Source organism: Kitasatospora sp. NPDC023176 (assembly GCF_055560495.1).
Window position 1 is genome coordinate 376,052 of record NZ_JBVHIP010000003.1, and the last position, 24,735, is coordinate 400,786.

Here is a 24,735-nt window from a genome sequence, read left to right on the forward strand (position 1 = left end):
ACCGCGTGGCCCGATTCGGGACCGTCGCGCGGCGCGCCGGTCGGGCCCTGGGGGCTCCGCTGCGCCGCTGGAGAGGCCTGTCCCGGTGGGGCCGCGCCCTGGTGGCGCTGGGGCTGGCGGCGGCCGTGCCGGTCGCCGCGCTGGGCTCGGTGTTCATCGCGTTCCGACTGCACTACTCGGGTGAACCGGCCGCCGAGGCCCGCACCCGGGGGCGGGACGCCGTCTGGCTCGGCCACGCCTGGGTGGACGGCCGCAAGACCGACGCCGACGTGGCGGCGCTGGCCCGGCAGCTGGCCGGCACCGGCGTGCGCGACCTCTACGTCCACACCGGGCCGCTGGAGCACGACGGCTCACTGCCGGCGTCCGTCCACCCCCGCGCCCACTGGTTCACCGAGGCCGCCCACCGGGCGCTGCCGGGGGTGCGGCTGCAGGGCTGGCTGGGCGACGAGGTCAAGCCCGAGCGGGACGCCCTGGACCTGGACGACGCCCCCACCCGGGACCGGGTCACCGCCTCCGCGGCCCAGGTGCTGGACCAGGGCTTCGACGGCGTGCACTTCGACATGGAGCCGATCCGCCCCGGCTCGGCCGGCTGGCTCGCCCTGCTCGACCAGGTCCGCCCGGTGACGGCCGCCCGCGGCGCGAAGCTGTCGGTGGCCGCCCCGCAGATCGACCCGGTGCCCGGCCTGCACACGGCCGGCATCCTGCTCACCGACCACGGCAAGTGGTGGGACCAGGCGTACTTCCGGGAGACCGCCCGCAGGGTCGACCAGGTCGCGGTGATGGCCTACGACACCTCGATGCCGACCGAGCCGCTGTTCGGCGGCTACGTCGCGCTGCAGACCGAACTGGCGCTGGAGGCCACCCCGCCGGACGTCGACCTGCTGATCGGCCTGCCGTTCTTCTGGGACGACAAGTGGGCGCACCGGGGCCACGCGGAGACCGTCCCGGCGGCCGTCCGGGGCGTCCGGCTGGGCCTGGGCCGGCAGGACCCGCGGCGGGCGAGCTTCGGCGTCGCGCTGTACGTGGACTTCGCCGCGACGCCGGAGAACTGGGCGGCGTACCGGAGCGGCTGGGTGGATCCGGCCTGAACGTCTCCCGGCTTGCCTACGCGGCCATGCGGTGGGCGAGGGCGCCCAGGTAGCGGTGCACGGTGGCGTCCTCGCCGGCCAGATAGTGCGAGACGGCCCGGTGCAGCGGCTTGCGGACCTCACCGCGCTCGGTGACGGTGAGCGAGCAGCCCGGCCCGGCCGGGGAGAGCCGGTAGGTCCAGGTGCCGCCGTAGGGCAGGTCCGGGTCGGCGATGCCGGTCACCAGCCGGTGCGGGGCCTCGCTGGCCACCACCTCGTAGGTGGTGTGCCCGTGCCGGTCGTACTCGCGCCAGCGCGGGCGGCCGCCGGCCCCGGCGGGCAGCCGTTCGACGTGGGTGAGGCCCGGACGCCAGGCCGGGTAGAGGTCGATGTCGGTCAGTACGTCCCAGACCGCGCCGGGCGACTGGGCGAGTTCCAGCCCGCCCTCGGTGATGTGCTCCACCGGCAGCCGGCGTCCGGCCCGGTCCGCCGCCAGCAGCGCGGTTCCGGCCAGCGCCGCCGCGCCCGCGCCGATCCACAGCCGTCGGTTCATCGGTCGGCCCCTTCCGCCCGGCTCCCGCCTCCCCATCATCGCGCCGCCGCGCCCGACGGGCGATCCGTGCCCCTTCGTCGCCGCTCGGGCACCGTACGTCCCCGTCGAGCGATCTGACGGAGCGTCGGCCGCGACGGGCCGGATATCCGCTGGATCATGGCGGCCCGCTCCCCCAGACTGTCCCGGTGCCCGGCCGCTATGCGCATCAAAGCCCGTAGGCTGGGCAGGTAGGGACCATGGAGCGAGCCGTTCCATGGGAGACGAGAGGTTCGACAGGCGGGAGCCGGCCCGTCGGCGCCCCGGCGATCCAGCCGAGGCGGTGCCGGTCCGACCGCCGACCGGAGGGAGACGCTGGGTGATCGAGCTGGAAGATGTTCCCGAGTTGATCGACCCGGTGATGGTCTGCGCCTTCGAGGGGTGGAACGACGCGGGCGACGCCGCCTCCGCGGCCCTGGCGCATCTGGACGAGACCTGGGGCGGCAAGGTGCTCGCCGCCCTGGACGCGGAGGACTACTACGACTTCCAGGTCAACCGTCCGACGATCTGGCTGGACGGCGGCATCCGCCGGATCACCTGGCCGACCACCAGGCTCTCGGTGGTCCGGGTGACGGAGCCGGTGACCAGGGACGTGGTGCTGATCCGCGGCATCGAGCCGAGCATGCGCTGGCGTTCGTTCTGCAACGAGCTGCTGGGCTTCGCGCACGAGCTGGGCGTCGAGCTGGTGGTGATCCTGGGCGCGCTGCTCGGCGACACCCCGCACAGCCGCCCGGTGCCGGTCAGCGGGGTCACCTCCGATCCGGAGCTGGCCCGTCGGCTGGACCTGGAGGAGAGCCGCTACGAGGGGCCGACCGGGATCGTCGGGGTGCTCCAGGAGGCGTGCACCCACGCCGGGGTGCCGGCCGTGACGCTGTGGGCCGCGGTGCCGCACTACGTCGCGCAGCCGCCCAACCCCAAGGCCACGCTGGCGCTGCTCAACAAGCTGGAGGACCTGCTGGACCTGCGGATCCCGCCGGGCGAGCTCGGCGAGGACGCCCGGGCCTGGCAGCTGGGCGTGGACCAGCTGGCCGCCGAGGACAGCGAGGTGGCCGAGTACGTCCAGCAGCTGGAGGAGGCACAGGACACCGCGGAGCTGCCGGAGGCCTCCGGGGACGCGATCGCGCGCGAGTTCGAGCGCTATCTGCGCCGCCGGGAGAACGTCGGTCCGACCGGCGAGAAGCCGGTGTCGGGGCACGCGACGGCCGAGCGGCCGGCCGAGCCGGAGGGGCCGGGGACGACCCGGGAGAGCCAGGAGGGGGCCGAGGAGGAGTAGTGCTCCTGCTCGGCCCTGAGCTCCCGGCCCCGCGAGTTCGTCCCCAGGGCCGGGCCGTCGGGGCTCGGGCGCTTGGGCGTGGGCTTCCGGGCGTGGGCTTCTGGGCTCGGGCGCTTGGGCCTGGGCTCGGGCTCGTGGGCCGGAACGCCGAAGGGGCGCCAGGACCGATGTCCTGGCGCCCCTTCGGCGTGTGGTGACGGGCCTACAGCGCGACGCCGAGCAGGGCGTCCACCGTCCGGGAGACCAGGCCGGGCGCGCCGATGTCGGTGCCGCCCTCGTTCTCCTGCCGGGCGGCCCAGCGGTCGACGGCGGCCAGCGCGGCGGGCGCGTCCAGGTCGTCCGCCAGCGCCGTGCGGACCTCCGCGAGCAGCTGCTCGGCGGCCGGGCCGTCCGGCCGGGAGACCGCGGCCCGCCAGCGGGCGAGGCGCTCGACGGCCTCGTCCAGGACGGCCTTGGTCCACTCCCAGTCGGAGCGGTAGTGGTGCGAGAGCAGCGCCAGGCGGATCGCCGCCGGGTCGACGCCCTCGCGGCGCAGGGCCGAGACGAAGACCAGGTTGCCGCGGGACTTGGACATCTTCTTGCCGTCCAGGGCGACCATGCCGGCGTGCACGTACGCCTTGGCGTACGGCTGGGAGCCGGTGGCGACCTGGGCGTGCGAGGCGCCCATCTCGTGGTGCGGGAAGGACAGGTCGCTGCCGCCGCCCTGGATGTCGAAGGTCATGCCCAGGTACTGCAGCGCGATGGCCACACACTCGATGTGCCAGCCGGGGCGGCCGTGGCCGAGCTCGGTGTCCCAGGCGGGCTCGCCCGGGCGGGCGGCCAGCCAGAGCAGGGCGTCCAGCGGGTTGCGCTTGCCGGGGCGGTCCGGGTCGCCGCCGCGCTCGGCGAAGACCGGGCGCATGGCCTCGCGGGTGAGGCCGGATACCTCGCCGAAGTGCGGGTCGGCGTCGACCGAGAAGTAGATGTCCCCGTCGACCTTGTAGGCGGCGCCGGAGGCCAGCAGCTTCTGCACGATCGGGACGATCCACGGGATCGACTCGACGGCGCCGACGTAGTGGGCCGGCGGGAGCAGCCGCAGGGCGGTCATGTCCTCGCGGAACAGGGCCGTCTCGCGCTCGGCGAGGGCCACCCAGTCCTGGCCGGTCTCGACGGCGCGCTGGAGCAGCGGGTCGTCGACGTCGGTCACGTTCTGGATGTAGAGGACGTCGTGACCGGCGTCCTTCCAGACCCGCTGCACCAGGTCGAAGGCGTTGTAGGTGGCGGCGTGGCCCATGTGGGTCGCGTCGTAGGGCGTGATGCCGCAGACGTAGATCCGGCCGGTGCCGTCCTGCGGCACGACCTCGCGGACCGTGCCCGCTGCGGTGTCGAAGATACGAAGGGGGAGCCCCTGACCAGGCAGGGCGGGAACCTCGGAGGCGGGCCAGGCATGCATGGGATCGACCTTAACCTTGAGAACATTTGAAAGCCTAACCAGTAACGAAGATCGACTGGATTCGCTTCCTGTCGTTGCCTGGTCACTTCGCGACTGATAAAGCGCGTTCCGCTTCGGGCTTGTGGCTCGATCCGTTCGGTTGCGGACACGGGTGAGCGCCCGGTCGACCCTGCCGCCGACCGGGCGCCCGGCTCCCCGGGTGAAGCGGTCGGAGCCGCTACGACCGCTGCCAGAGGGCCGGTACGTTCGGCGGCTCCCAGCCCACCATGGCGGTGTGCGCCTGGAGGCAGACGTAGGAGGCGCCGGAGTAGGTGACGCGGTCGCCCGCGCGGTACGCCGTACCCGGACTCCAGCTGCCGCCCGGCGACGTGGTGGGCCCGCCGGTCGGTCCGCCGGTCGGGGTGGCGGTGGCCGTCGGACTGGGGGTGCCCGGGGTCTGCGGCACGTCCAGCACGAAGTCGAAGGTGGCGTTCTCGCCGGAGCCGTTCTGCTGGACGTTCATCAGCAGCCGGGCGTCGTAGATGGTGTCGGTGTTGTTGCGCGGCTCGCCCGGGAAGTAGAGCTGGGTGGTCAGGATCGGGCGGCCGGGGGCCTGGAGTTTGACGTGCAGGTGCCGGGTGCGGCCCGGGTAGAGGCCGGGGACGATGGTGTCCAGCCGGTAGGCGCCGTTGGCGTCGGTGAACTGGTGGCCGCGGAAGGTGTAGCCGACGTTGTCGTAGGTGCCGCCGTCGTCGGCCTGCCAGAAGTCCAGCAGCACACCGGAGACGGGTCGGCAGGCGCGGCCGAAGACGTAGCCGCTGACGGTCAGCCGGGTGCCCGGGCCGTCGTTCGCCATCGAGCTGCGCAGCGGGGGGTTCGGCTTGAAGTACGGGCCCTCGATCTGCTCGATGGTGGGGTCGTCGCCGTCGTGGCACTCGGGGGTCAGACCGGGGGTGCGGCCGGTGCCGGCCTGGTCCCGGGCCAGTGCGACCCCGCCGCCGATCAGCAGCGGCGCGGCCCCGAGGGCGGCGGCGGCCTTCAGGACGGTCTTGCGGCTGATCATGCCGTCGGACGGGGGCATGCGCCGTCTCCTTCCGGTGGGTTCTCCGTGGGGTCTTCGTGCGGGTTCTTCGCGGGGGTTCTTCCGGGGGTGGGGGCGGCCCTTGCCATGGTGGGGGCATGACAAGGGCCGAACCGGCGGCCGTCCGCGCGCTGGACCGGCCGCCGGTGGCCAGAAGAGACGTTACGGACCGTCCGGCGCGACGGCGATGGACATGATCCGGGGATCGTGGTGATTTCCGTCGACCCGGGACCGGAACTCCCCCGGAGTCATCCCGGTCTCCCGCCGGAAGAAGCGGCAGAAGTACGCCGGGTCCGCGAAACCCGCCTCCTTGGCGACCTGACGGATCGTCAAGTCCGTGCAGGCGAGCAGCCGTTTGGCCTCCAGGGTCTGCTGCCGGCGGATCAACCCGCCCGGGGTGCGGCCGGTGGCCTGCTTGACCAGGGTCTGCAAGTGCCCCGGGGAGACGCCGAGTTCCTGGGCGGTGGAGGCCACCGAGTGCCGCACCCCGCCCGGCCTGGCGATCAACCGGGTGAAGGCGGCGGCCAGTTCGGCCGGCCGGGCGGGCACCGCGGGCCGGTCGTCCGGGGTGCGGGCGCGCAGCGCCCGGACGATCAGGATGTGCAGACTGGCGCGCAGCACGCCCTGGTAGCCGGGCGCCCTGGTCAGGTACTCCTGCTCCATGTCGGCGAGCAACCCGCCGATGGCGCCGGCCTGTTCGCCGAGCACGATGCCGGGCCGGGTGGCCAGGGCGCGCAGCGCGGCGAGGTCCTGCGGGTGCCCCAGCAGGAAGTCCTCGTTGAACAGGACGACCCGGCCGGCCAGCCCTTCGGCGTCCGCCCAGTGGTGCACCTGGCCGGGCGTGATCACGCACAACTGCGTTGGCGCCAGCGGCCGGTGGACCAGGTCCAGGACATGGGCGCCGTGGCCGCCGGTGACCTGGACGATCTCGTAGAACGAGTGGCGGTGGGGGAAGTTGGCGCGGGAGAGCGGGCCGATCGCGTCGAAACTTCCGATGGCGAAGGGCAGTAGGTGGGGCAGCGGGACCTGCAGGCGGTGCAACGGCAGGTCCGGCGCGGATCGGGGGGTGGGGGTGGTCCGTCGCACGTCCATCGGAGCAGTGTGCGACCTGTTCCGCCGACTGGTCCAGACCACCGGCCGGTAACCCCGCCGACGCGCCCGGGTGGGGTCAGACCGGCGGCCAGGGGATCGCGGGCCAGTCCGAGGACGGCAGCGGATGCCGGCCCGAATCCCGCAGCCCGGCCACCCGGGCGCGGGTGGCGTCCAGTTCGGCGCCGGTCAGGTGCGGGGCGAGGCGCTCGGCCAGTTCCCCGTCCAACTGCCCGGCCAGCCGGGCCAGCACCTCCAGCGCCTCCGCGGGCAGCGGGTCGCCCGCCCAGCCCCAGAGCAGGGTGCGCAGCTTGCCCTCGGTGTTGAAGGTGACGCCGTGGTCGATCCCGTACACCCGGCCGTCGGCGGCGGGGATCAGATGACCGCCCTTGCGGTCGGCGTTGTTGAGCACCGCGTCCAGCACCGCGAGCCGGCGCAGCCGCCGGTCGTCGTGGTGCACCAGCAGCGCGGTGCGCCCGCCCTCCACCTCGGCCCGGACGATCGGCAGCCAGCCCTCCTCCGGGCCCGCCGGGTCCTGCAGCGCCAGCAGCGGCTCGGCCCGCGGATCCGGCTCGACCCACAGCTGGACCATGCCGGGCCCGTGCGGCCCCTCGCGCAGCAGGGTGGGCGGGATCAGCTCCCAGCCGGTCGCCGCGGACAGCTCGTACGCGGCGACCTCGCGGCCGGCCAGCGTGCCGTCCGGGAAGTCCCACAGCGGGCGTTCGCCGGCCACCGGCTTGTAGACGGCCTGGGCGCTCAGCGAACCGTGCTCGACGGTGCAGTACAGCGCGGCGTTGGAGGCCTCGGTGAGGCGGCCGTGCACGGTCAGCCTGCCCTGGCGCAGCAGCGCGAGGGCGGTGGGCACGTCGGCGGCGAGGGCGGCGGCCGCCGCCGGGTCGGCCTGCGGCGGGGTCTCGGTGTTCAGCGCCGGTAGCCGTTCGCGCGCGGGCACAGGTGGCCCTCCGGGTCCAGCGGCAGGTTGCAGAACGGGCAGGGCTTGCGGCCGGCCGCGACCAGGTCCAGGGCGCGCTTGGCGAACACCCGGGCCATCGCGCCGGACAGCCGCACCCGCAGCATGTCGGGGCCGTTCTCGTCGTCCTGGAAGACCGCCTCCTCGGCGTCCTCCTCCTCGTCCTCCACCAGCGCCTGGGCCTCGACCACCAGGCAGGCGTCCGCGCTGTCCCAGGCCAGCGCCATGGTGCCGACCCGGAACTCCTGCTCCAGCGGGAGGTCCAGCGGGGCGGTGTCCAGCAGGTCCTTGGGGGCGGCGGCCGGGATGGCGGCGTCACCGCCGCTGCGCCGCAGCGCCTCGTCCAGGACCTCCTCGATCCGCTCCGCGAGCGCGGCGACCTGGTTCTTCTCCAGCAGCACGCTGGTGATCCGGCCCCGGGCGCTGGCCTGCAGGTAGAACGCCCGGGCGCCGGGTTGACCGACGGTGCCGGCCACGAACCGTTCGGGCTGGTCGTAGAAGAAGACCTGACGGGACACGCGCTAGCTCCGGATCGGGTTGTCCAACTGGGCAGGTGGTCGAACTGCGGGGCACTCAGACGGGGAACTCATCAGCCACCCTACGACCTCCGGGCCCCGGCCGGGGAGCCGAGCGGGGGCCGCGGGCGGGGTGGCACCCGCGGGCCCGGGGCGTGCCGCTCCAGGCCGTACCCCTCGGGCGGTGCCGGTCAGGCCGTGCCGCCGACCACCGCGTCGCCGACCGGAGTGGCCGGGGCGGTGGAGGCGGCGGAGGGCTTGGGCGCCAGCGAGGAGAGGTCTCCGGTGTCGCCCATCCTGAGCACGAAGGGCCGCTGCGGGGTGTAGCGGATCGCGGTGACGGAGCAGGGCTCGACACTGATCCGCTGGAAGTGGTCCAGGTGCAGGCCGAGGGCGTCGGCCACCACCGCCTTGATCACGTCCCCGTGCGAACAGGCCACCCAGACCGCGTCCTCACCGTGCTCGGCGGCGATCTCGGCGTTCCACTCCCGGACCGCACCGACCGTACGGTGGCTCAGCTCGCGCAGCGACTCACCGCCCGGGAAGGCCGCCGCGGCGGCGTGGTCCTGCACCGTGCGCCAGAGCGGCTCCTTCGCCAGCTCGGCCAGCGGGCGGCCGGTCCACTCGCCGTAGTGGCACTCCCCCAGCCGCTCGTCCTCGGCCGGCGCGCCCAGCTCCGGGCGGACGGCGAGCAGCGGCTCCAGCGTCTGCCGGCAGCGCTCCAGCGGGCTGCTGACGGCCCGCACCAGCGGGACCCCGGCCAGCCGGCCGGCCAGCGCGGCGGCCTGTGCGCGCCCGGTGTCGTCCAGGTCCACGCCGGGGGTCCAACCGGCCAGGATTCCGGCGGTGTTCGCGGTCGAGCGGCCGTGGCGGACGAGCAGCAGGGTGGGCATGGGGCTCAGCCTACGGCCTCCGGGCCCCGCCGTGGGGCGGTCGGGTGCCCCGCTTCGGGGCGGCTCCGGGGCTGCTCCGGCCGCTCGGGCCGACGCCGCCGACCCGGCTCCCGGTCCCCCGGTCGCGCCCGGGGGACAATGGCCCGCATGATCGTCCACTGCGCCGCATACCAGGACGGCCGCCGGCTGGGGGCCTCCGAGGACCTGACCGACTCGCTCACCGCCGCCCGCGGGGCCGGCCCGGGGGCCTTCGTCTGGATAGGCCTCTTCGAACCCACCACCGAGGAACTCGACCGGGTCGGCAAGGAGTTCGCGCTGCACCCGCTGGCCGTCGAGGACGCCGTCAGCGCCCACCAGCGCCCGAAGGTCGAGGCCTACCAGGGCTCGCTGTTCGTCACCCTCAAGACCCTCGGCCACCACGCCGACAGCCACGCCGTCACCAGCGGCGAGGTGATGGTCTTCCTCGGCCCGGACTTCGTGATGACCGTCCGGCACGGCGCGGACACCCCGCTCAGCGGCCTGCGGGCCCGGCTGGAGCAGCAGCCCGAACTGCTGCGCTACGGGCCCAGTTCGGTACTGCACTCGGTCTGCGACACCGTGGTGGACGGCTACGTCGAGGTGGCCACCGCCCTGCAGGCGGACCTGGACGAACTGGAGGCGGACGTCTTCGCCCCCGGCCGGATCGGCCGCGACACCGCCGGGCGGATCTACGGCTGCAAGCGCCAGGTGATGACCGTCCGCCGCGCCACCGTTCCGCTGCTGGAACCGATGCTGCGGCTGGAGCGCGGCGCCCCCTTCGTCCAGCCCGAGACCGCCCCCTACCTGCGGGACGTCGCCGACCACCTGGCCCGGGTGAACGACCAGGTGGACGGCATGGACCGGCTGCTCTCCGACATCCTGGGCGCCAACCTGGCGCAGGTGAGCGTCCAGCAGAACAACGACATGCGGAAGATCTCGGCCTGGGCGGCGCTGGCCGCCGTACCGACCATGATCGCGGGCGTGTACGGGATGAACTTCGACGTGATGCCCGAACTGCACGAGCCGTGGGGGTACCCGGCGGTGCTGTCGCTGATGGCACTGGTCTGCGTGGTGCTGCACCGGGTGTTCAAGCGGCACGACTGGCTGTAGTGCCGCCCGGACCCCGGTCGGTGCCCACGCGGGGTGCGGGACCTATCCGAGGCCGGCCCGCTCCAGCGCCTCGACGCCGGTGCGCAGCGCCTGGACCCGCTCGTCCAGGGTGAAACCGGACGGAGCCAGGGTGAGCGTGGTGACGCCCGCGTCGGCGTAGGCCTGCATCCGGTCGGCGATCCGGGCGGTGTCGCCGATCAGCGAGGTGGCGTCGATCAGGTCGTGCGGGACGGCGGCCGCGGCGCCCGCGTAGTCCTTGGCCAGGTACTTCTCCTGGATCTCGTCGGCCGCCTGCTCGTAACCCATGCGCCGGGTCAGCTGGTTGTAGAAGTTCTTCTCCTTGCTGCCCATGCCGCCGATGTAGAGCGCGGCGTAGGAGCGCAGGCCGTCGACCGCGGCCTTGGTGTCCTCGCCGACCGCGATGTTCACGGTGGGGCAGAGGTCGAAGCCGTCCAGCGTCTTCCCGGCCTTGGCGCGGCCCGCCGTCAGGGCGTCCAGGGAGAGCGCCGCGTGCTCGGGCGAGAAGAAGATGCCCAGCCAGCCGTCGGCGATCTCGCCGGTCAGCTCCAGGTTCTTCGGGCCGATCGCGGCGATGTACAGCGGGATGTGCTCGCGCACCGGGTGCACGGTCAGCTTGATCGGCTTGCCCGGGCCGCCGGGCAGCGGCAGGGTCCAGTGCGCGCCCTCGTGCACCAGGCGCTCGCGGGACATCGCCTTGCGGACGATCTCCACGTACTCGCGGGTGCGGGCCAGCGGCTTGTCGAACTTCACGCCGTACCAGCCCTCGGAGACCTGCGGACCGGAGACGCCGAGGCCCAGCCGGAAGCGACCGCCGGAGAGGGTGTCCAGGGTCGCGGCGGTCATCGCGGTCATTGCCGGGGTACGGGCCGGGATCTGGAAGATGGCCGAACCGACGTCGATCCGCTCGGTCTTCGCGGCGACGAAGCTCAGCACGGTCGCGGCGTCCGAGCCGTACGCCTCCGCAGCCCAGCAGACCGAGTAGCCGAGCCGGTCCGCCTCCTGGGCCACCGCGATGTTGTCGGCGTCCATGCCGAGTCCCCAGTAGCCGAGGTTGATGCCGAGTCGCATGTGCCGAACCTTCCAGTCGGGTGGGCTTGGTGGCGAGGGTAGCCGCGCACGCACAGGTCATGCTACTGACGGGTAGTGGTGGCTTGGGTCACACCGGCCCCGTTGATCGTTCTGCGGGTCTGCACCCCTGCCCGGGTACCGGCCGCTACGCTCAGCCGACGTGGGGAGCGCACTCCTCACCTGCGCGTTTGCCGGTGGTACCGGGCCACCGGTACCACCGGCCAGTGGAGGGCCCGTCCGATGGAAAAACGTCACCTCGGCCGCACCGGCCTGCAGGTCTCCCGCCTCGGTCTCGGCACCATGACCTGGGGCCGCGACACCGACGAACACGAGGCCGCCGAGCAGCTCAAGGAGTTCGTCGACGCCGGCGGCAACCTGGTCGACACCGCCGACGTGTACGCCGACGGCGGCGCCGAGTACCTGATCTCCCGCCTCACCGACAGCCTCATCCCCCGCTCCGAGCTGGTCATCGCCACCAAGGCAGGCAGCGTCCCCGAGTCCACCCGCCGCTTCGACGGCTCCCGCGGCCACCTGCTCGCCGCCCTGGACGACTCGCTGCGCCGGCTCGGCACCGACTACGTCGACCTGTGGCAGGTCCACGCCTTCGACCCGACCACCCCGGTCGAGGAGACCCTCAGCGCCCTCGACATCGCCGTCGCCTCCGGCCGCGCCCGCTACGCCGCGGTCTGCGACTTCAGCGGCTGGCAGCTCGCCAAGGCCGCCACCTGGCAGCGCGCCCACCACGACCGGATGCCGCTGGCCGGGGCGCAGCTGGAGTACTCGCTGCTGCAGCGCGGCATCGAACGCGAGGCGCTGCCCGCCGCACTGGACGCCGGGGTCGGGATCCTGGCGGGCTCGCCACTCGGCCGCGGGGTGCTCACCGGCAAGTACCGGCACGGCGTCCCGCAGGACTCGCGCGGCGCCTCGCCCTACCTGTCCGGATTCGTCCAGCCCTACCTCGGCGAGCGCTCCCGACGGATCGTCGACGCCGTCGCCACCGCCGCCGACGGGCTCGCCAGCAGCCCGCTCGCGGTCGCGCTCGCCTGGGTCCGGGACCGGCCCGGAGTGGCGAGCGCACTGGTCGGGGCACGCACGGTGGCACAGTTGCAGGCGGCACTGTCAGTGGAGGCGCTTACGCTTCCGGGTGAGATCCGCGGCGCGCTGGACGACATCTCGTCGCCGGTGCACCGCTACCCGGACCAGGGGTGGACCGAGCTGTAGGCCCCTGGACCGGGTCGTCGACAGAACGTGCAGTGGAGTGACCTTTGGAGCGGACGACGATGAGTGACACGGGGAACGGCGCTCCGGAGGAGACTGCGGCTCCGCCCGCCGACCAGGCGGCGATCGCGGAGATCGTGGCGCGGATCCGCCAGATCGAGCGGCAGGGGGCGAGCCCGGGGGCGCATCGGCTCGGGCCTTCCGGGCCGAAGGGTTCCGAGGCTCGGGATTCCGAGACGCGGGGTACAGAGCCCGAGCCCGCCGAGGTGACGGCGGCTCCTCCGGCGCCCCGCCAGGCCGCCCCGGCCTCGCAGGCTGCCCGGGCCGCCCAGGCCGTTCGGCCCGAGGAGCCGAGCGGCGACGCGCTCCGGCAGACCGCCGAGGTGCTGACCGCCGGTGGCGCCCCCGCCGAGCTGGCCGCCGCCGCGGTGGCCGAGTTCGGCGACGACGCGGCCGCGCGGCTGCGCGACGACCCGTGGGCCGTCCTCGGCCTGCCCGGCGTACGCCCCGAGAACGCGGACCACTTCGCCCGCGGGCTGCTCGGCGCCTCGGCCGCCCCGGACGACCCGCGCCGGGCCCAGGCGCTGGTGGTCTGGCTGCTGGAACAGGCGGCGCTGCGCGGGCACTCGGCCCAGGAGCTGACCGAGGTGGCCGACGGACTCGAACGGCTCCGGATGCCGGAACCGGCCGCCGCGATCCAGCACGCCGTCGCGGACGGGCGGGTGCTGCCGTTCCAGGAGGAGCTGAGCGGCCCCGAGGCGCAGACGACCGGCGGCGACGAGGACGAGGCGCCGACGCGGACGCTGCTCGCGCTGGAGGGACTGGCGATGGCGGAGGACAGCCTCGCCGAGAAGCTGCTCCAGCTGATGGCCACCTTCGTGCCGGGCGAGGACGCCGAGCCGGGGGACGCCGAGCCGGAGGGCGTTGAGCCGGAGGCTGCTGAGGTCACGGAGTCGGAGTCGGAGTCGGATTCGGTATCGGAGCCGGAGGCCGAGCCGGAGTCGGAGGCGGGGGAGTCCGCCGCCGTTCCCGCCGAGGCCGTGCCCGTCTCCCCCGGCCCCGCCGCCTGGGAGGCCGCCGCCGCGGCCGTGCCGTCCTCCTCCGCGGCCGCCCTGGTCCGGGCCGTCGCCGACAGCGCCCTGGTGCTGCACACCGGCGGTGAGGCGGCCCGCGCCGAACCGGCCGCGCTGCTCGCCGCCGCCGGTGGGCTCGGGCTGCGGGCCTGGGCCGCCACCTGGACCGACCAGGGCAAGGAGTCCTTCGACGCCCTCAGCGAGGCCGAGACCCCGGTGGTCACCCTGGCCGAGCTGCTGTCCGGTACGGCGGGCCCCGGTCACGCGGCCGACGGCTCGCTCGCCCTGGACCTCCTCGTCGTACTGGACGCGCCGCTGCTGGACGTCGAACTGGCCGCCACCGTCCTGGAGTCACTCGCCGACGGCACCCGGCTGGTGCTCAGCGGGGACCCTGGTCAGCTCTGGTCGGCCGCCCCCGGCCGGTTCTTCGCGGACCTGCTGGCCGCCAAGGTCTGCCCGGCGGTCGCCTCCCGCACCCCGGACTTCGGCCCGATCGGCGAGCTGGTCTCCGGGGTCGGCATCGGCGAGCTCCAGCCGGTCGAGGCGCCGGACAAGGAGGTGGTCATCCTGACCGCCAAGGACGGCGGCGAGGCCGTCCACCGCGCCGTGCAGCTGCTCACCGACTCCATCCCGCGCGCGCTCGGCATCCCTGCCGAGCAGGTGGTGCTGCTCACCCCGGGCCACGGTGGCCCGGCCGGTACCCGGGCGCTGAACGCCGCCGCGAAGGCCCGGCTGAACCCCGGCCCCGGCCGGTTCGGCGGTTTCGACCCGGGTGACCGGGTGGTGGAGTCCCCCGCGCCCGGCATCACCCGCCCGGCCCGGGTGCTGGACGGCGACGCCACCGGCCTGCACCTGGAGTACTCGGACGGCTCGCGCCGGACCGTCCCGCCCGCCGAGGCCGGCCGGTTGCGGCACGGCTGGGCACTGACCGTCCACCAGGCGCTGGGCCGTCGCTGGCCCGCCGCCGTGGTCGTGCTCCCGGAGGACGCCGGGCCGGCGCTCTCCCGGCAGTGGGTGTACACCGCCTTCGGGCGGGGCGAGCGGCACCTGTCCGTGGTCCACGCGGCGGGCCCGGCGCTCGCCCAGGCCGTCGCCGAGCGCCCGGCGCAGCCGCGCACCACCCGGCTGCGGGCGGTCCTCGCGGAGAACGCGGTCTCCGCGCACTGATCCGCCGGCTCCGCCGGTCGACCGGCTGACGCGCGAAGGGCGGGCCCGGAGTTCCCGGACCCGCCCTTCGCGCGTTCGTCCGATGTCAGTCGTCGGGGTCCTCGTCGTAGACCTCGCTCACGTCGAACCGGCAGATCAGCAGCTGCGGGTCGGCGTGTTCGAAGGGCTCCGGCAGCCACTCCCCCGGCTCGGTCGGCTCGGCCGCCGCGACCCAGAGCGTCGAGTCCGCCTCCTCCAGGCCGAACTCCTCGCTGCGGGCGGCGATCTCGTCCGGCTCGTACTCGCCGAACAGCACGCCGATCGCCGAGTTGACGCCGCCGGCGCCGCCCGGGGTCAGCGACTCGTCGAGCCGTTCGGCCTGCGCGCGCAGCCGCTTGGGGTCCACCACGTGGTAGTCGCGGCGGATCAGCACGCTGATCGCCTCGGGCTGTTCCGGGCCGTGGTAGCCGCCCGGTCCCTCGTCGCCCGGGATCTCGAAGGGCGTGACCTCGTCGTAGACCTCGTAGAGGAGCTGGTCATAGGCGATGGCCGCCGTCGCGAGCTGCTCGTAGGCAGCCGACACGGCGGGATCATCAGCTGCGTTGGGGCTTGACACCGCTTCCAGATGACGGTCGATGGCGGCCTTGACCGCCTCAGCGGCGGCGCGTACCTCGGCAATGGTGGGCTGCGCGGCATCAGACATGGTGCAGACGCTATCTCCCCGCGGCGCCGGTACGCACAGCGGTTGTCACCTACACCCGCGATTTCACCGCAACTTCCCCCCTGATGTCCGATTCGGTACGTTCTGCCCCCCGGCAGAACCGGCGTGGAGCGGGCGCAGAGGGCGCACAGCCGGTCCGGCGGGGCCGTCCAGGTGCCGCTTCGTGCGCCGGGATCGGGATATCCCCTCCACAGTGGCAACAGAACTGATGCGCTGTCAGGCGAGTGTCCGGGGCACCGGCCGCCGAACCGCCGCACCGGGACGGGAGGTCGGCCGGAAATACCCGGGCCGACTGTCCGGGGCAGGCCGTAGGCTTGCGCGCAGGTGATCCTCAGGAGGAGCGTTTTGACCCCACCGAAGCCGGTCCGGCAGTCGGAGTACGAGTACCAGTCGCTGCGCATGCCGCGTGGCACCACGCGCAACGCGGCCCGCCAACTGCTCACCGAGCACGCCGAGTACGGGCACTGGGAGCTCGACCGGCTGAGGCTGTTCCCCGACGGCAGTCGGACGGTCCGGCTGAAGCGGCGGATCATCCGGCAGGTCCGGAGCTGGTGACGGGCGGGGGCGCCTCGTCCTGAGCGGAATGCGCGCCGAGCCCTGACGCGCCTACGACCGCCCGGCATCGGGCGGTCGTAGGCGCGTCGTTTCGTCGGCGGGTGACTGCGCCCCGCCGACGGGGGCAGCCGAGCGGTCGGGGGCTCAGCGGGCGGTAAGGCTCAGTCGGCGGAACGGCTGGACGGGAGGGCTCAGCGGGCGCCGGCGCGGGCGCGGCGGTAGAGCACGCCGCCACCGATCAGCAGCGCGAGCCCGGCGGCTCCGAGCATCTCGACGTCACCGGCGCCGGTGTGGGCGAGCTCGCCGCCCGCGGCGACGCTCTGCGCGGCGGGGGCGGCCGGGGCACTGGTGCGGGCGGCGGCCGGAACGGCCTGGGTCCCGGCGGTGCCCGGTGCGTGGGCGGCCGGGGTGCTCGGGGTGGCGGCGGTGGACTGGCCGCCGTTGCGCGAGCTGCCCGACCCGGTGTCGCTGGCCGGCGGGGTGGTGTGACCCTCGGGGCAGTCGTCGGTCGGCTTCGGGGCGGGCCGGGCCACGTTGGCGCAGTCGTTGCCGAAGGCCGGGTTGCCGACGCCGACCACGTCCACGGAGTTGCCGCAGGCGTTGACCGGGACGTGCACCGGGGCCTGGACGCTGTTGCCGGAGATCACCCCGGGCGAGTTGGCCGCGGTGCCACTGGCGGAGGCCCCCGAGGCGGAGGATCCGCGGCCGGCGCCGGCGCCGGAGCCGGCACTGCCTCCGGGCTGACCGCCCTGGCCGGGCCGCTGGGCGGCGTGGCGGGCGCCGCCGCTGACGTTGGCACAGTGGTTGCCGTACGCCGGGTTCAGCACTCCGATCACGTCGACCGTGTTGCCACAGGCGTTGATCGGCACCTCGACCGGCACCTGCACCGAGTTCCCGGAGGCGACACCCGGTGATCCCGCGGCACCTCCCTGCGCCTCGGCGGCCGCGTAGGCGTAGCCGGCGGTCGAGGCCAGCACGCTGCCGGTGGCCACGGCGGTGAGGATCCCCTTCTTGGCTACATTCCTCATGATTTCCCCTGACGTTTCGAGACGGCATGGCGACCTTGACGTGAACCTGTATGAAAGTCGGAATTTCCGTATATCCGGAAATCACGCAAGGCCTTTGACTGCACACGAGTTAACGAGGGGCAAACGGGGAGGTTGAGCCGCACGAAGCAGCTTCACCCGATCGAGCGATCGGGGCGTTCGAACTTGCCGAGCACCCCGCCGGCCTCGCCTTCGGAGCCCGGCCCCGACCGCACAAAGGCCCCCGGTGCGGCGCGTCCGCCGCCCGGGGGCCGTGCTGAGCCGGTCCCAACGGACCTCGACCGGCCTCAACGAGCCTCAACGGCCCGGAGGTCGACTCAGACGTTGGCGCAGTGGTTGCCGAACGCGGGGTTCAGCACGCCGATCACGCTGACGGTGTTGCCGCACAGGTTGACCGGCACGTGGACCGGAACCTGGATCTGGTTGCCGGCGACGACACCCGGGGAGCTCGCGGCCACACCCTCGGCACCGGCACCGCCGTGAGCGGACGCCACACCGGCGGCGGCGAGCACCAGGCCACCGGTGGCGGCGGCGACAGCGGCGATCTTCTTGACCTTCATCATTCCTCCTGTATGGACAACGCAACCCGTTCGGCGGGCTGCACAGGAATGAACGACGCTGCGGCAAACGGGGTACGGAACAGATTTGCCATTCACCCGCAACGGTGATGCTTCGCACAAACGCTCGGCGCGCAATTGCAGGCAGAATCGTTTCTGTTGATCTCCCCCAACCCATCCCACAATCATGCGCTCGGACAATGCGGTCGGCCCGCCCCCGGCACTCCGGGAGCGGGCCGACCCAGTCGCCTGATCAGCGGGCCGCGGGGCTTCAGCAGGCGTCGAGGAAGCGGTCCAGCACCCGGACGCCGAACTTCAGCCCGTCCACCGGCACCCGCTCGTCCACACCGTGGAACATCCCGGCGAAGTCCAGCTCCGGCGGGAGCTGCAGCGGCGCGAAGCCGAAGCAGCGGATGCCGAGGTCCTGGAAGGACTTGGCGTCCGTCCCGCCCGAGAGGCAGTACGGCACGGCGCGGGCGATCGGGTCCTCCGCGCGCAGCGCGGTCTGCATCGCCTCCACCAGCGCGCCGTCGAAGCTGGTCTCGATCGCGCGGTCCGAGTGCAGGCTCTCCCGCTTCACGCGCGGGCCGAGCACGCTGTCCAGCTCGGCCAGGAACTCCTCCTCGTAGCCGGGCAGGAAGCGCCCGTCCACGTGCGCGGTGGCCTGACCGGGGATCACGTTCACCTTGTAGCCGGCGCCCAGCATGGTCGGCTGGGCGGTGTTGCGCAGCGTGGTGCCGATCATCTTGGCGATGCCGCCGAGGACGCGCAGCGTCTCGTCCATGTTCTCCGGGTCCAGCTCGACCCCGAGCGCGTCGGACAGCTCGTCCAGGAAGGCCCGGACGGTCTTGGTGATCCGCAGCGGGAACTTGTGCCGGCCGAGCCGGGCGACCGCCTCGCACAGCTCGGTGATCGCGTTGTCGTCGTTCTCCATCGAGCCGTGCCCGGCCCGGCCCTCGACCGTCAGGCGCATCCAGTGCATGCCCTTCTCGGCCGTCTCCACCAGGTAGAGCCGCACCTGGTCGTTGACGGTGAAGGAGAAGCCGCCGACCTCGCCGATGCCCTCGGTCACGCCCTCGAACAGCTCCGGGTGCTTGTCCACCAGGAAGCGCGCGCCGTACGTGCCGCCCGCCTCCTCGTCGGCGACGAAGGCCAGCACCAGGTCGCGCGGGGGCTTGCGGCCGGTGCGCAGCCGGTCGCGGACCACCGCGAGGGTCATCGCGTCCATGTCCTTCATGTCGACCGCGCCGCGCCCCCAGACGCAGCCGTCGGCGATCTCGCCGCCGAAGGGGTCGTACGTCCAGTCCGCGGCGTTGGCCGGCACCACGTCCGTGTGGCCGTGGATCAGCAGGCCCGGACGGGAGCGGTCCTCGCCCTCGATCCGGACCACGGTCGAGGCCCGTCCCTTGGCCGACTCGAAGATCTGCGGCTCCAGCCCGAACTCGGCGAGTTGCTCGGCCACGTACTCGGCCGCCTTGCGCTCACCCGGGCCGGAGCCGTCGCCGTAGTTGCTGGTGTCGATCCGGATCAGATCGCGACAGATCTCGGCGACCTCAGACTCAGCCGTCACCCTCGGCGCCGCCGCCTCGCTCCGCTCGCTCACGGTCACTCCTCGTCTTGGGCCCGCACCGACGCACCAGCGCGCCACCCCCAGGACCTGCACCCGGGCCGTACGAGCACGTCCGCCCATCCTCCCCCAGCCCTCGATCACGATCCACCCCCCGCACGGCCCCGAAACCCGCTGGTCACGCCCCCGCCACAAGCCGCCCCTTGCCCCCGCCACCAGCCCCGCACCCCGCTCCGGAGCCGTTTTGGGACCCCAAGCCGATCTTTGCTACAGTTACATCTGTCAGCGCGACGGACGAGAGATCCGAAGCCGCGAGGGCGACACCTGGTCCGGGTGGCGGAATGGCAGACGCGCTAGCTTGAGGTGCTAGTGCCCTTTATCGGGCGTGGGGGTTCAAGTCCCCCCTCGGACACCGACGAGAGAACCCCAGTTGATCTGGGGTTCTCTTTGTTTTCCGGGGCTTCGTGGGTTGGCCGGGGCCGGGTTCGTGGGTTCGTGTGGTTCGTGTGGTGTCCGAACGTACCGTGGGGACGGCCGGGTTGGCCAGGGTGGTCGCTGGGCGGCGGGTGAACTCGGGTGGTGGGGGCGCGGGTTCGGGTGTGCGAGTGCGGAGCGGGCTCGGTTGCACGCGGTGGCTCGGTGGGTTCAGGCGGCGGGGGGTGGGCCGCTGGTGGGCATCCGCGGCGAGACGGACCCACGGGGGATGCTTGCGCGGCGGCGCCAGAAGATCTACATACCTTTGAGAAGGTATTTTCATGGGGCTGTAACGTGCCGCAGCACGACCTTCACATGGAGAAGGCATGGAGCCCGGGGCCCGGAGCTCAGCGCTCCGCGGCACCTGCGAACGGCGCTCCGGCCGGCAGCAGCCGGGCGCCGGGGATCCGGTCCGCCAGGCCGCGGTCACCGACCACCACCGGGTGGCCCACCGCGGTCAGCATCGGCAGGTCGGACACGTGGTCGCCGTAGCCGTAGCAGTCCGCCGGGTCGACGTGCGGGTACGCCCGGAGCAGGGCGCGTACGGCCCGGTGCTTCTCCTCGCCGATCACCGGCTCGCCGACCAGCTCACCGGTGAGGACTCCCCCGCGCACCGCCGGCCGGCTGCACACCACGTGGGCCGCGCCGACGTCCCGCGCGACGGGCTCGACCAGCGCCGGGAAGGAGCCGGAGACCAGCACCACCGGATCGCCCGCCGCCCGGTGCCGGGTCAGGGCCTCGCGGGTGGCGGCGATGTAGAAGCCGGCGCTCCTGGAGCGCCGGGCGAACCACTCCCGACCGGCCGCGGCGACCGACTCCTCGGACACCCCGGCCCACACCCGGTAGTAGGCCCGGTTCGCCTGCTCGCGCGACGCCCCGGCCGCCACCAGCGCGCTCAGCTCCGCCCGCACCCGGGCGGCCCGCTCGGCGCCCGACGGCCCGTACCGACCACCGAGGTAGAAGTCGAGGAAGTCGAACATGCTCTTGCAGTTGATCAGCGTCTCGTCGACGTCACTGAAGGCCAGCCGGTCGGACGGGGTCGGCCGCTCGGACGGGGTGAGCCGGTCGGACGGGGGCATGGCGGGGCTCCTCTGGGTCCGGGGTCACCTCGGGGTGACGTGGCGGTCGGGCGCGGCCACGGGCCTCGGGAGGGCGCGCAGCGCGGGGAAGAGCGTGTCGCGCACCTCGCGCCAGCGTTCGGCGAAGTCGGCGCGGCCGTGCAGGTTGTCGGAGATGTGCTGGGCGCCGAAGAAGGCCGCGACGGCGACCCGGGCGGCCACGTCCGGGTCGATGTGCCGGGCCAACTGGCCCTGGCCGTGGGCCTCGTGCATCAGCGTCGAGATCAGGTTGGTCCAGTCGACGTAGGGCAGCGGCAGTTCGACGTCGACGGCGTCGCGCTCGTTCTGCAGCCGGGTGCCGGCCTGCATGATCGGGTCCTCCAGGAACGCGGCGGTGGCCGCGTTGAACATCTCGATCACGGTGTCCAGCGGCGACAGGCCCTTCCCACGCACCGCGTCCAGCGTCACCGGCCAGCGTGAGTACAACTCGTCGACCACCGCGACGGCAAGGGCCTGCTTGTTGGGGAAGTGGAAGTAGACAGCACCCTTGGTCATCGCGACCTCGTCCGCCACGTCCTTGATGCTGGTCTGCTGGTAGCCGCGCTCGGCGAAGATCCGCGCGGCGCAGTGCAGGATCTGCTCCCGCGTCCGCTCCGCACGTTCCTGACGCAGCATCGGACCGGCCGCGCCCGCGGGCCGGATCGTCGGAGCAGGCCACAGCGATTCCACAGCAACACCCTTGTTCTGACTCACAGTTCGCCAATCCTCTCTTGCGCCCCAGCGCTTCTAGCTTTATACCTTCGCCCAGGTATATTTTCGGGCCGGGATCAACGGTCACCCGACATGCCCCTCGCCCGCAGATGGGGTGGAACCACCTTAGGGAACGGCACACCAACGGGGAGACGCACTCACATGTCCATCTTCACCGCATCGCCAAGGTACCCGTCGTCGGACCAGGCGGCATCGCTCGCGCCTGTCCGCAGACTCTCGTTCCGGCACCGCCTTCCGGCCGGCGCCGTCCACAAGACCTCCCCGACGGAGGTCCTGCTCACCGACGCCATCCGCGCCGCTGACGGTCACTTCACCGTCGGCGCCCTGTGGCACCGGGACCGCTTCCTCCACTCGTTCCTCCATGACGGCGGGCAGGGCCGCTCGCCGGATCCGCTCCTGCTGGCCGAGACCGTCCGGCAGACCCTGATACACCTCTCGCACCGCTTCCACGGCGTGCCGCAGGGGCACCCCTTCGTCCTCGACCGGCTCGACCTCGACCTGGCCGACAGCACCGTGGCGGTCCGGCCGGACCGTCCGGCCCGCGTCATCCTGGACGTCGCCTGCGCCCGGCGGTTGACCACGCCGCGCCGGGCCAGCTTCGCGCTCCAGGCGGCGATCTCCGTCGACGGCGTCCGGATCGGCCGGGCCGACGTCCGTTGGGAGGTCCTGCACCCGAACTTCTACCGACTGATCCGCCACCGCGACGTCGGCGCCAAGGAGGCCCCGGCGGCCGGCACGGCCTTACCGCCCGCGGCGCCGGTCGGCGGGCTGCGACGCCTCGGCCCCCGGGAGGTCGGGTACCCGGAGGGGCGGCACGTCCTGCTGGCCCGCGACGAACGGGGCGCCCCCGGCCAGTTCTGGCTCGACGACGACCCCCACCACCCGGTGCTCCACGACCACCCGTCCGACCACGTCGCCGGCATGGCGCTGCTGGAGGCCTTCCGGCAGGCCGGCCGCGCCCTGGGCGCTCCACTGCACCCCGCCGCCGTGCGCTCGGTCTTCACCGCCTTCGCCGAGCCGGACGTGCCGGTGGCGATCACCGTGACGCCCGGGCCGGGGTGGCGGGCCGCCGGACCGCGCACGGCCGAGGTCACCGCCGCCCAGCACGGCACCGTCCTCGCCAGCGCGCGGCTCGCCTACCGCGACCCGCGACAGAAACTGACGCTCCGTCAGGAAACCTCGTGAGCACGGCCGGTGTGAGCCTCTCCGCCGCAGCCGTCGAGCAGGTGGTGAACGCGGCCCGGCGCGACCTCCCGGCGGTGGAGGAGCGGCGCCGGCTCGGCGCGGAGGCGGTGGCCGCCGTGGTGGCCGCCGGCTTCCCCCGGCACTTCGTCCCCCGCGAGTACGGCGGCGCGGCGGGCGGCTTCGCCGAACTGCTGGCCGCCTCGGCGGCGGTGGCGCGCACCTGCCCGTCCACGTCCTGGTGCGCCACGCTGTTCGCGGCGCACGGCCGCCTCGCCTCCTACCTCCCGGAGGAGGGGCGGAAGGAACTGTGGGCCTACTCCCCGAACGTGGTGATCGCCGCCTCGATCATGCCGCCGCAGGGCGAGGCGGTCCGGGAGCGGGACGGCTGGCGGATCCGGGGCCGGTGGGAGACCGCCAGCGGGGTCGACCACGCGGACTGGCTGCTGCTGGCCTCCCGGACCGGCACCGCGGACCGGCCCGAGCACCGGATCTTCGCCGTCCCCCGGGCGGACTGGACCGTCCTGGACACCTGGCGGAGCCTGGGCGTGCGCGGGACGGGCAGCAACGCGGTGGAGGTGGCCGAGGCCTTCGTCCCCGACCGGCTGTCCTGCACCCTCGCGGACGCGCAACGGCCGCTCGGCGGGGACGCGGCCCGGTGCCATCGGGTCCCGATCCACCTGGCCGGCGCCCTGATGTTCGCCGCCCCGGTCCTCGGCGCGGCCGAGGGGGCGCTGGAAGCCTGGCGCCCCGCCGCCGCCGCGCGGCTGGACGCGCTCTCCCCCGGCCGGCGGGCGGCGGCCGAGCTGGCGCTGGCCGAGGGATCGGCGCAGGTCACCGCGGCCCGGCTGCTGCTGGAGCGGGCCGCGGAGCGGGCCGACCGGGCCGAGGTGACGCCGCTGCTGGTGGCGGAGAACCGGCGGGACGCCGTGCTGGCCGCGACCTGGTGCGCCGCCGTCGTCGACCGTCTCCTCCACACCTCGGGGTCGCGGGCGCTGCAGGCGGACTCCGCGTTCCAGCGGTACTGGCGGGACGCCACCACCGCGGCCGCGCACGGTGCGCTCGGCGCGGAGGCGGCCGCCGCCGACTACGCGGCGGCGGTGCTCGGCCCCCGGGGCTGAGCCGCACGCGGCGCCGTACCGACCGTCCACGCACCAGGGGCCGGCCACCCGTGATGGGGTGGCCGGCCCCTGGCGTACGGGCGCTCGGCCGTGTCCGGCGCTTCCGGCGTTCCGACGTGTCTGTCCGGCGCTTCCGGTGCGCTGGAGGGACGGTCGCGGGCCGCCGCCGGAGGCTGTGCAACTGCGGCACCGGCCCCGGTCGCACGGGCTGCGGTCAGACCCGGCGGGACTCGCCGAGGGCGCTCTCGATGCCCTGGACCATCCGCCACAGCGGGGCCCGGCGGCTGGCGACCAGCACCACCACGTCGTCGGACGCACCGTCGCCCTCCGGGGCGGGGTCGGCGGGGCGGTCGCTCCAGGTGGAGGTGACGAAGGCCATCGCCGCGTCCACCTCGACCACCCAGTCGCTCTCGCCACCCGAGCGCAGCCAGGTGCGCAGGGCGTGGTTGTGCGCGGCGACCACGGCGGCGGCGATCACGTCGGCGCGCAGCGGGCCGTCCGGGCGGTCGGCGTAGCGGGCGCGCAGGTAGGCGGCGAGGGTGTGCTCGTAGCGCCAGACCACCGACAGCTCGTACGCCCGCAGGCCGGGGACCTTGCGGGTGAGGCGGTAGCGCTGGACGGAGAAGGAGGGCTGCTCGGCGTACATCCGCAGGACCAGGCGGGCCGCGTCGCAGGCGTGCTTGACCGGGTCCTCCTCGCCGGTGCCGGACGCCAGGAACTCCGTCATCTCGGCGAGGCTGCGCTCGTGGTCGGGGAAGACCACGTCCTCCTTCGCCGGGAAGTAGCGGAAGAAGGAGCGCCGGCCGACGCCGGCGAGCGAGACGATGTCGTCGATCGTCGTCTGCTCGAAGCCGCGCTCCAGGAAGAGTTCGAAGGCCGCGGCCACCAGCGCCTCGCGCATGGCCGGCTTCGAGGGCCCGTCGTTCATGGGCAGGTCCCGCTCTTCCTTCTCGCTCATTCTCCGGAACTTAGCATCGGCGCAACGGGTCGGCCCCGACGGCCGGTCGGCGGACCGGGCCGGCCGTCGGGGCCCGTCGGGCCGCCGTTACGGCAGGTTGCGGGCCATCACGATCCGCTGGACCTGGTTGGTGCCCTCGTAGATCTGCGTGATCTTCGCGTCCCGCATCATCCGCTCCACCGG

General features: G+C 73.7%; 24 protein-coding genes and 1 tRNA gene. 9 read left to right on the forward strand and 16 right to left on the reverse strand.

The genetic code is table 11. The annotated features are described in order from the left end of the window. The first annotated feature begins 5 nt into the window (after nucleotides 1-5). Nucleotides 6-1,088: a glycoside hydrolase family 18 protein gene (locus tag ACZ3YL_RS07730; RefSeq protein WP_465656089.1), complete on the forward strand. Its 1,083-nt coding sequence runs from the start codon at nucleotides 6-8 to the stop codon at nucleotides 1,086-1,088. A 16-nt stretch (nucleotides 1,089-1,104) separates the two neighbouring features. On the opposite strand, the gene ACZ3YL_RS07735 is transcribed toward ACZ3YL_RS07730, so the two are convergent. Then, the gene (locus ACZ3YL_RS07735) at nucleotides 1,105-1,620 is read right to left on the reverse strand and encodes an SRPBCC family protein (protein WP_465656091.1); all 516 of its coding nucleotides are present in this window, start codon (nucleotides 1,618-1,620) and stop codon (nucleotides 1,105-1,107) included. A gap of 355 nt (nucleotides 1,621-1,975) precedes the next feature. Here ACZ3YL_RS07735 and ACZ3YL_RS07740 point away from each other — a divergent pair, with 355 nt between their 5' ends. Then, a complete protein-coding gene (locus tag ACZ3YL_RS07740) occupies nucleotides 1,976-2,929 on the forward strand; it encodes a PAC2 family protein (RefSeq protein WP_188308384.1) in 954 nt (317 codons plus the stop codon). 202 nt (nucleotides 2,930-3,131) lie between these two features. On the opposite strand, the gene mshC is transcribed toward ACZ3YL_RS07740, so the two are convergent. From mshC to ACZ3YL_RS07770, 6 genes are all read right to left on the reverse strand, one after another. Continuing rightward, nucleotides 3,132-4,361, reverse strand: coding sequence for a cysteine--1-D-myo-inosityl 2-amino-2-deoxy-alpha-D-glucopyranoside ligase (gene mshC / locus ACZ3YL_RS07745; protein ID WP_188308385.1), 1,230 nt, complete (start codon nucleotides 4,359-4,361; stop codon nucleotides 3,132-3,134). A 217-nt stretch (nucleotides 4,362-4,578) separates the two neighbouring features. After that, the gene (locus ACZ3YL_RS07750) at nucleotides 4,579-5,421 is read right to left on the reverse strand and encodes a dioxygenase family protein (RefSeq protein ID WP_465656093.1); all 843 of its coding nucleotides are present in this window, start codon (nucleotides 5,419-5,421) and stop codon (nucleotides 4,579-4,581) included. Nucleotides 5,422-5,583: 162 nt separating this feature from the next. After that, nucleotides 5,584-6,513 carry a helix-turn-helix transcriptional regulator gene (locus ACZ3YL_RS07755; RefSeq protein WP_465656095.1) on the reverse strand — a complete coding sequence of 310 codons (930 nt, stop codon included), beginning with the start codon at nucleotides 6,511-6,513 and terminating at the stop codon, nucleotides 5,584-5,586. Between the two features lie 76 nt (nucleotides 6,514-6,589). After that, the gene (locus ACZ3YL_RS07760) at nucleotides 6,590-7,375 is read right to left on the reverse strand and encodes an SCO1664 family protein (RefSeq protein ID WP_317621377.1); all 786 of its coding nucleotides are present in this window, start codon (nucleotides 7,373-7,375) and stop codon (nucleotides 6,590-6,592) included. Between the two features lie 56 nt (nucleotides 7,376-7,431). Next, entirely contained in the window at nucleotides 7,432-7,998 is a 567-nt protein-coding gene (locus tag ACZ3YL_RS07765; protein WP_188308387.1) for a DUF3090 domain-containing protein, read from the reverse strand. A gap of 188 nt (nucleotides 7,999-8,186) precedes the next feature. Further along, nucleotides 8,187-8,888, reverse strand: coding sequence for an MSMEG_4193 family putative phosphomutase (locus tag ACZ3YL_RS07770; RefSeq protein WP_465656097.1), 702 nt, complete (start codon nucleotides 8,886-8,888; stop codon nucleotides 8,187-8,189). A gap of 138 nt (nucleotides 8,889-9,026) precedes the next feature. Between ACZ3YL_RS07770 and ACZ3YL_RS07775 the strand changes: the two genes are divergently transcribed. Continuing rightward, nucleotides 9,027-10,016, forward strand: a complete 990-nt coding sequence (locus ACZ3YL_RS07775) for a magnesium and cobalt transport protein CorA (protein WP_188308389.1) — start codon at nucleotides 9,027-9,029, stop codon at nucleotides 10,014-10,016. Between the two features lie 42 nt (nucleotides 10,017-10,058). On the opposite strand, the gene ACZ3YL_RS07780 is transcribed toward ACZ3YL_RS07775, so the two are convergent. Further along, nucleotides 10,059-11,105, reverse strand: a complete 1,047-nt coding sequence (locus ACZ3YL_RS07780; RefSeq protein ID WP_188308390.1) for an LLM class F420-dependent oxidoreductase — start codon at nucleotides 11,103-11,105, stop codon at nucleotides 10,059-10,061. Nucleotides 11,106-11,345: 240 nt separating this feature from the next. Here ACZ3YL_RS07780 and ACZ3YL_RS07785 point away from each other — a divergent pair, with 240 nt between their 5' ends. Beyond that, a complete protein-coding gene (locus tag ACZ3YL_RS07785; protein WP_188308391.1) occupies nucleotides 11,346-12,326 on the forward strand; it encodes an aldo/keto reductase in 981 nt (326 codons plus the stop codon). A gap of 59 nt (nucleotides 12,327-12,385) precedes the next feature. Next, nucleotides 12,386-14,563, forward strand: coding sequence for a helix-hairpin-helix domain-containing protein (locus ACZ3YL_RS07790; protein WP_465656100.1), 2,178 nt, complete (start codon nucleotides 12,386-12,388; stop codon nucleotides 14,561-14,563). An 85-nt stretch (nucleotides 14,564-14,648) separates the two neighbouring features. On the opposite strand, the gene ACZ3YL_RS07795 is transcribed toward ACZ3YL_RS07790, so the two are convergent. Beyond that, the gene (locus tag ACZ3YL_RS07795; RefSeq protein ID WP_188308393.1) at nucleotides 14,649-15,245 is read right to left on the reverse strand and encodes a hypothetical protein; all 597 of its coding nucleotides are present in this window, start codon (nucleotides 15,243-15,245) and stop codon (nucleotides 14,649-14,651) included. Between the two features lie 363 nt (nucleotides 15,246-15,608). Here ACZ3YL_RS07795 and ACZ3YL_RS07800 point away from each other — a divergent pair, with 363 nt between their 5' ends. Then, nucleotides 15,609-15,818 carry a DUF5703 family protein gene (locus tag ACZ3YL_RS07800; protein ID WP_188308401.1) on the forward strand — a complete coding sequence of 70 codons (210 nt, stop codon included), beginning with the start codon at nucleotides 15,609-15,611 and terminating at the stop codon, nucleotides 15,816-15,818. Nucleotides 15,819-16,009: 191 nt separating this feature from the next. Here the strand turns inward: ACZ3YL_RS07800 and ACZ3YL_RS07805 are convergent, their stop codons facing one another. From ACZ3YL_RS07805 to ACZ3YL_RS07815, 3 genes are all read right to left on the reverse strand, one after another. Next, nucleotides 16,010-16,846, reverse strand: a complete 837-nt coding sequence (locus tag ACZ3YL_RS07805) for a chaplin (protein ID WP_465656103.1) — start codon at nucleotides 16,844-16,846, stop codon at nucleotides 16,010-16,012. Nucleotides 16,847-17,181: 335 nt separating this feature from the next. Next, nucleotides 17,182-17,424, reverse strand: a complete 243-nt coding sequence (locus tag ACZ3YL_RS07810) for a chaplin (protein WP_223242765.1) — start codon at nucleotides 17,422-17,424, stop codon at nucleotides 17,182-17,184. Between the two features lie 268 nt (nucleotides 17,425-17,692). After that, the gene (locus tag ACZ3YL_RS07815; RefSeq protein ID WP_188306912.1) at nucleotides 17,693-19,024 is read right to left on the reverse strand and encodes a M20/M25/M40 family metallo-hydrolase; all 1,332 of its coding nucleotides are present in this window, start codon (nucleotides 19,022-19,024) and stop codon (nucleotides 17,693-17,695) included. Between the two features lie 291 nt (nucleotides 19,025-19,315). Here ACZ3YL_RS07815 and ACZ3YL_RS07820 point away from each other — a divergent pair. Continuing rightward, a tRNA-Leu gene (locus ACZ3YL_RS07820) sits at nucleotides 19,316-19,400 on the forward strand. Between the two features lie 409 nt (nucleotides 19,401-19,809). On the opposite strand, the gene ACZ3YL_RS07825 is transcribed toward ACZ3YL_RS07820, so the two are convergent. Beyond that, nucleotides 19,810-20,541 (reverse strand): HAD family hydrolase, encoded by a 732-nt coding sequence (locus ACZ3YL_RS07825; RefSeq protein WP_188306913.1) that lies wholly within the window; start codon nucleotides 20,539-20,541, stop codon nucleotides 19,810-19,812. Between the two features lie 24 nt (nucleotides 20,542-20,565). Then, complete coding sequence (locus ACZ3YL_RS07830) at nucleotides 20,566-21,195, reverse strand: ScbR family autoregulator-binding transcription factor (protein WP_188306914.1); 630 nt, start codon at nucleotides 21,193-21,195, stop codon at nucleotides 20,566-20,568. A 237-nt stretch (nucleotides 21,196-21,432) separates the two neighbouring features. Here ACZ3YL_RS07830 and ACZ3YL_RS07835 point away from each other — a divergent pair, with 237 nt between their 5' ends. Together ACZ3YL_RS07835 and ACZ3YL_RS07840 are read left to right on the forward strand one after the other, a co-directional pair. Further along, nucleotides 21,433-22,476: a ScbA/BarX family gamma-butyrolactone biosynthesis protein gene (locus ACZ3YL_RS07835; protein ID WP_188306915.1), complete on the forward strand. Its 1,044-nt coding sequence runs from the start codon at nucleotides 21,433-21,435 to the stop codon at nucleotides 22,474-22,476. Continuing rightward, nucleotides 22,473-23,594 (forward strand): acyl-CoA dehydrogenase family protein, encoded by a 1,122-nt coding sequence (locus tag ACZ3YL_RS07840; RefSeq protein ID WP_465656106.1) that lies wholly within the window; start codon nucleotides 22,473-22,475, stop codon nucleotides 23,592-23,594. Before ACZ3YL_RS07835 ends, ACZ3YL_RS07840 begins: the two co-directional genes overlap by 4 nt. Before the next feature lie 214 nt (nucleotides 23,595-23,808). Here the strand turns inward: ACZ3YL_RS07840 and ACZ3YL_RS07845 are convergent, their stop codons facing one another. Together ACZ3YL_RS07845 and ACZ3YL_RS07850 are read right to left on the reverse strand one after the other, a co-directional pair. Next, nucleotides 23,809-24,552: a TetR family transcriptional regulator gene (locus ACZ3YL_RS07845; protein ID WP_223243168.1), complete on the reverse strand. Its 744-nt coding sequence runs from the start codon at nucleotides 24,550-24,552 to the stop codon at nucleotides 23,809-23,811. 87 nt (nucleotides 24,553-24,639) lie between these two features. Further along, a partial coding sequence (locus tag ACZ3YL_RS07850) for an acyl-CoA dehydrogenase family protein (RefSeq protein WP_157849844.1) occupies nucleotides 24,640-24,735 on the reverse strand: 96 nt, incomplete at its 5' end.